Source organism: uncultured Romboutsia sp. (assembly GCF_958366745.1).
In the GTDB taxonomy this organism is placed as follows: Bacteria; Bacillota; Clostridia; order Peptostreptococcales; family Peptostreptococcaceae; genus Romboutsia; species Romboutsia timonensis.
Window position 1 is genome coordinate 1 of record NZ_CATXCO010000150.1, and the last position, 6,058, is coordinate 6,058.

At 26.8% G+C, this 6,058-nt stretch carries 8 protein-coding genes; 1 reads left to right on the forward strand and 7 read right to left on the reverse strand.

Going from position 1 to position 6,058, the window contains the following annotated elements:
- Window positions 1–879, forward strand: an 879-nt coding sequence (locus Q5F54_RS09680) for a hypothetical protein (RefSeq protein ID WP_302334327.1), incomplete at its 5' end; no start/stop codon positions are given.
- A gap of 127 nt (window positions 880–1,006) precedes the next feature.
- Here the strand turns inward: Q5F54_RS09680 and Q5F54_RS09685 are convergent.
- The 7 genes from Q5F54_RS09685 to prmA all read right to left on the reverse strand — a co-directional run bounded on the left by Q5F54_RS09685 (window position 1,007) and on the right by prmA (window position 5,890).
- Entirely contained in the window at window positions 1,007–1,504 is a 498-nt protein-coding gene (locus tag Q5F54_RS09685; RefSeq protein WP_281537276.1) for a TspO/MBR family protein, read from the reverse strand.
- Window positions 1,505–1,623: 119 nt separating this feature from the next.
- Window positions 1,624–2,067: a GatB/YqeY domain-containing protein gene (locus Q5F54_RS09690; RefSeq protein ID WP_071121213.1), complete on the reverse strand. Its 444-nt coding sequence runs from the start codon at window positions 2,065–2,067 to the stop codon at window positions 1,624–1,626.
- Window positions 2,068–2,093: 26 nt separating this feature from the next.
- Window positions 2,094–2,273: a 30S ribosomal protein S21 gene (gene rpsU, locus Q5F54_RS09695; RefSeq protein WP_071121214.1), complete on the reverse strand. Its 180-nt coding sequence runs from the start codon at window positions 2,271–2,273 to the stop codon at window positions 2,094–2,096.
- 155 nt (window positions 2,274–2,428) lie between these two features.
- Window positions 2,429–2,779 (reverse strand): histidine triad nucleotide-binding protein, encoded by a 351-nt coding sequence (locus Q5F54_RS09700; protein ID WP_071121215.1) that lies wholly within the window; start codon window positions 2,777–2,779, stop codon window positions 2,429–2,431.
- 109 nt (window positions 2,780–2,888) lie between these two features.
- Window positions 2,889–4,190, reverse strand: coding sequence for a tRNA (N(6)-L-threonylcarbamoyladenosine(37)-C(2))-methylthiotransferase MtaB (gene mtaB / locus Q5F54_RS09705; RefSeq protein WP_071121216.1), 1,302 nt, complete (start codon window positions 4,188–4,190; stop codon window positions 2,889–2,891).
- The gene (locus Q5F54_RS09710; RefSeq protein WP_281537277.1) at window positions 4,191–4,943 is read right to left on the reverse strand and encodes a 16S rRNA (uracil(1498)-N(3))-methyltransferase; all 753 of its coding nucleotides are present in this window, start codon (window positions 4,941–4,943) and stop codon (window positions 4,191–4,193) included.
- An 8-nt stretch (window positions 4,944–4,951) separates the two neighbouring features.
- Window positions 4,952–5,890 (reverse strand): 50S ribosomal protein L11 methyltransferase, encoded by a 939-nt coding sequence (gene prmA / locus Q5F54_RS09715; protein ID WP_281537278.1) that lies wholly within the window; start codon window positions 5,888–5,890, stop codon window positions 4,952–4,954.
- Window positions 5,891–6,058: the final 168 nt, after the last annotated feature.

The following is a 6,058-nucleotide window of genomic DNA, read 5'->3' on the forward strand; positions in this document are numbered from 1 at the left end:
AAAAAAGAAAACTTAAAAAATATAAAAGTTATATGCAATTTATACAAACGTACTTATAACGATGATTTATTAATTAAAGATACCCCCAGTATAAAATTAGATAGAAACCCTCAAAATAATTTAAATACACTTTTAGAATATAGTTTAAATCTATTAACTAGAGTTGATGTACTAAAAAAACAATATTCTAATTCTTGTTATAACAAGTTATTCCAAGGATTGTATAATAGTTATTTCGATTTAATTTCTTACATTCACTGCTTTTGTCCCTTATCTTCTAATAATTCTTTTAATTTAAAAAGTGAAAAATCTGATATTTTAAGCTTAAACTCTAATAATCATTTTTCTACATTTTTCAATATCTTAAGTTCTCCTACTTTAGATTTTTCTAATAAAGAAAATAAAATTGAATTAATTAGAGATATTTGTATAGAAGCTATATATATATTCTTTGATTATTACTTGGTTGAAAACTTAATTATTGATGAATATTATGAAATATTCTTTGAAAATAATCCTGAAAACAAATTTTATCAATTCTTCTTTAAATCTAATGATAGAAGTTTTAAAGTACGTGTATATGACAAATCTTTAATTGTATTTTATATATACCAAGTTAATGAAAGTATTCTAAGTATATCTCCACCTTTAAATAAAGTAGATAGCAAACTAGCTGTTGATATGTATTTAGAAGAAAAATTTAAAGGAGAGTTTAATAATTTATTTTACGATGAAAATTATATAAATTCGTCATATTATAAAAATAATATTGAATCATATAAGTTTAAATATAATTATAATAATAGAAATATAGAAAAGTGTCTTTATGTATCTATAGATGTTAACTCAAGAATTATACAAGAGATATATTTGATTTAAGATTTTCATCATTACTATAATTAAATAAATTTGTATCACATTAATATTTAAAAATACTGAGGATTTATTCTCAGTATTTTATCTTATATAAATAAATTAAATAATCCTAATTTATTATATTTTAAATTTATCTATTTATCATCCATATAAAATAATTTAAAAATGAAGCATAAAATAGCCATATTAAATATCCTATATTAAGATACATTGCTTTTTTATCTATCTTAGAAAATTTATACATCATAATCGAAACAACTATTATTAGCAATACTATAGTAACTAAAGCCGTAAATCTTAATTCTAGTCCAAAAAATAGTATGCTCCATACAAAGTTTAAAGCAAGTTGTAACCAGTAGTAAAACATTGCATCCTTTACTTTAGATAAATCATATCCTTTTTTTAAAATTTTATATGCAGATATACCCATAAGCACATATAATATTGTCCAAACTATAGGAAATATAAAGCTTGGTGGTGCAAAGCTTGGCTTTATTAACTGTGAGTAATATGTAGATGTTGATATACCTGATAATAAACGTGATAAAACGTTACTTAAATAACCTACTATCAAAGGTATTAATATACTTATTATAAAATTTCTAACCTCTTTAATTGATATAATCAATTCTTTCTCCCCCTCTTTTAAATCTCATTTAGTTAATAAATATGTACAAGACTATGCTATTATTACAACTTTTATTTATTATAAGTAAAAAAGCCTAGAGATATCTCTAGGCTTTTAATCTATTGTAAGTTAGCTTTAACTAACTCATTTATTAGTTTACCATCAGCTCTACCTTTTACTTTAGGTCTTATAACTGACATTATTTTTCCCATATCCTTCATTGAAGTTGCTCCAACTTCAGATATAGTAAGTTTTACTATTTCATTTAGCTCTTCTTCGCTTAACTGTTGAGGTAGGTACTCTTTTAAAACTTTGATTTCAGCCTCTGTTTCACTTATTAAGTCTTCTCTATTAGCTTTGGCGAATTCATCTAAAGCATCTCTACGTTGCTTTAATTGCTTAGATATTATATCTATAATTCCTTCGTCATCAAGTTCAACTCTATTGTCAACTTCATATTGCTTTATAGAAGCTCTTATTAAAGTTACTACAGATTTCCTTACTGTATCCTTGTTCTTCATTGAAGACTTTAAATCTTCTTGTAACTTTTCTTTAAGGGACATTCCCTTCACCTCTTTGTTATATATTACTATTTCTTAGCGTTTTTTCTTCTTGCTGCTTCTGCTTTCTTCTTACGTCTAACGCTTGGCTTATCATAGTGCTCTCTTTTTCTAACTTCAGACATGATGCCAGACATAGCACATTGACGCTTGAATCTTCTTAAAGCGCTGTCTAATGTTTCATTTTCTCTTACTCTTACTTCTGACATTTCTTTTTCCCTCCCTCCGATAGCGCGAATTATGCTTAGGACTGTAACGATTATTCTGCAAAAGATGCATTACAATCTCACACTTTGTTTATTATAAACTAATTTTATTTTTTTTTCAAGTATTTTTCACTAAGAAGGTACTATTTTTAACTAGTTTATTTTTCCATAGCTTCATATAAAGGTAATTTTTTACCTGCTAGTACATGATAATGAATATGTTTAACCTCTTGTCCTCCATCATGTCCACAGTTATTTATGATTCTAAATCCTGTTTTATCAAAACCTTTATCTCTAGCTATCTTATTCATAACATTATGAATATGTGCTATTATATCCATTTCATTTTCTGGTACATCAATTATACTTTCATAATGTTTCTTAGGTATAACTAATATATGATATGGTGCAACTGGATTTATATCATTAAAAGCTAGTACTTTATCATCTTCATAAACTTTGCTAGATGGTATCTCTCCACTTATTATTTTGCAAAATATACAACTCACTAAAATACACCTCCTTCTATATAAAATTTTTCTTCGATCTTTTTGCATCGATATATCAGTGCTTTATATATAGATACATTCATCACTTAAAAGTAGTTATTTCTACAGATTATACTAAAGTTCCTTCTACATATTCATCTTTTATATCTGTTAACTTAACTTTTAAGATTTCTCCATGTATCTCTCTGTCACTTTTAACTATAACTCTTATATAGTTAGGAGTTAATCCTTCGTAAGTATTTTCTGCTATACTTTGTTCAAATAAAACATCTATTTCTTGTCCAATAAACTTACCTGCAAATTTATTGAAGTTTTCTTTATTTAAATTTAAAAGTTTTTCACTTCTAAATTGTTTCATTTGTGGATCTATTTGATTTTCCATAGTAGCTGCTGGAGTACCTTTTCTTGGCGAATACTTAAACACATGCATTTGTGATAATTCTATTTCTTTTAAGAATTCATATGTTTTATTGAATTCATCATTAGTTTCCCCAGGGAATCCTACTATTACATCAGTAGTTATTGCTACATTAGGTATATTTTCTCTTAATCTATCTACTATTTCCTTGTATTCTTTTGTAGTATATCTTCTATTCATTCTCTTTAACGTTTCATCACATCCACTTTGTAGTGATAAATGATAATGAGGACATACTTTTTCCATTTTAGAAACTTCATTTACAAATTCATCTGTAAATAATACTGGTTCAACTGAACTTAATCTTATTCTTTCAATTCCATTTATTTCATTTATAGCTTTAATTACAGTTAATAAGTTGATATTTTCATCTCTTACATCTTTTCCGTAAGATGCAACATGTATACCTGTTAAAACAACTTCTTTGTATCCATTTAAAACTAACTTTTCAACTTCTGACACTATACTTTCTAAATCTCTACTTCTTACTTTTCCACCTCTTGCATAAGGTATTATACAATAAGTACAGAATCTATCGCATCCATCTTGAATTTTTATAAATGCTCTAGTTCTTCCATTTGTTTGACTTATTTCTATTTCTTCAAAAGCTCTAACCTTCATTATGTCATCAACTGTACTTACTTTATTAGTTGCATCAATTTTTTTGATTTCTTCTACTATTTGTCTTCTCTCATTAGTTCCCATAACTAAGTTTACTTCTTCTATATCAAGTATTTCCTCTGGTGAAACCTGAGAATAACATCCTACAACAGCTATTATAGCATTAGGATTTTTCTTTTTCATTCTTCTTATATATTGACGTGATTTTCTATCACTCATATGAGTTACTGTACAAGTATTTATTACATAAACATCTGCAAAATCTTCACTATCAACTTGAGTGTAACCTTCTTTTTTGAACATCTCAAGCATAGCCTCAGTTTCATATTGGTTTACTTTACATCCTAATGTGTAAAAAGCTACCTTTTTCATTTATTCGTCGCCTCCTAAGTCGCTTAATTCATATAATACTATAGATGAAGCTACAAGTGATGCCGTTTCAGTTCTTAAAATTCTAGGTCCTAAAGATACTGATTTTCCACTAATTTCTTCTATAGCTTCTATTTCACTTTCTTCAAATCCACCTTCTGGACCAACAAAGATACCCATAGTATTTATATTTACACCTTTTATCGCTTGTTTAATCGATTTTGTTCTCTCATTTTCATAAGGTGCTATATTTAAATCATTATTTTTCATATCTTCCAGAGCATCTTTAAAACTTAAAATACCTCTTAACTTAGGTATTTTTCCTCTTTTACTTTGTTTTGCAGCCTCGTATATTATACGTTCCCATCTTTCAAGCTTTTTATCTTCTTTTTTGTCATCTACTTTTGATACACTTCTTTTAGTTTGTACCAATACTATTTCATGTACTCCAACTTCTGTAAGTTTTTGAAGTATCATTTCCATTTTAGGACCTTTAGGAAGACCTTGATATACTTTTATTTTTAGACCTGATTCTCTTTTTATATCAACCTTTTCTAATATATTTAAGCTTACAAAAGACTTATCTATATCAGTTATCTCACATATATACTCGTTATTATCATTATCACAAATTTCTAACTCTTCTCCAATTTTGCATCTAAGTACCTTAGAAATATGCTTTACATCTTCACCTTCAATGATACAAGTATTAGTTTCTAAATTAATATTTTGTTTTTGTACGAAAAATCTATCCATAAAATCACCTACTTAATTTTAGAAACTATAGCATTCCATTCACCTAAAGATTGTACTTCTATAATCTCAAGTCCATTTTCTTCTAAAGATGCTTTAACTTCATCAACTTTAGCATGTATTATTCCTGACGATATAAATACTGCATCATCTTTCATAAAGTTTTTAATATCTTTAGCTAATATTTTTATTATATCTGCTATTATATTTGCTACAACTATATCAGCTTTATCACTTACAACTTCCATAAGATTTCCGTGTAATGCTTTAACCTTATCTTCTACTTTATTTAATTCTATATTTTCTTTAGATACTTTAACAGCTACCTCATCTAAATCTACTGCTAATACATCATTAGCACCAAGCTTTGCTGCTGCTATAGCAAGTATTCCACTACCACAACCTATATCAAATACTTTAGAATCTTGTTTAACATACTTTTCTAATTGTTGTATACACATACTAGTTGTTTCATGTGTACCTGTACCAAATGCCATACCTGGGTCTAATTCTATTATTAAGTCTCCTTCTTTAGCTTCATATTCTTCCCAAGTTGGCTTAACTACAACTTTTTCACCTACTTTTGTTGGCTTGTAATAATTTTTCCATTCATTTGCCCAGTCTTCTTCATCAACTTGAGATATTTCTACTATAGCGTCTCCTACGTCTATACCAAATTCTTTTAATCCATCTATTTTCTCTTTTATTAAATTTATATCTTCAGTTACATCTCTTTCTTCTGTTATGTAAGTTTTTATTATAACTCCATAATATCCACTGTTAAATATTTCTTCTTCTACAAAATCCCAATCATATTCATTTTTCTTTTGGAATTTAAAATCTTTAGGATCTTCTATTGATACTCCGCCTACATTTTGTTCATATAATATATTTGTTACAGCTTCTACAGCTTCTGTCGTCGTTTTTATTGTTATTTCTGTCCACTTCATTTACTGATACCTTCCTTTGTTATAATTTCGTATTTTAAGTAAATTTTATTATATCATATTTATTATTATCTTTAGTAATATTCTTTTATACTTTTACTATCATTATTTTATAACCTGAATTGTATAATTAAATCAGACAAATATATAAACAAAAAAGACACTTATGAT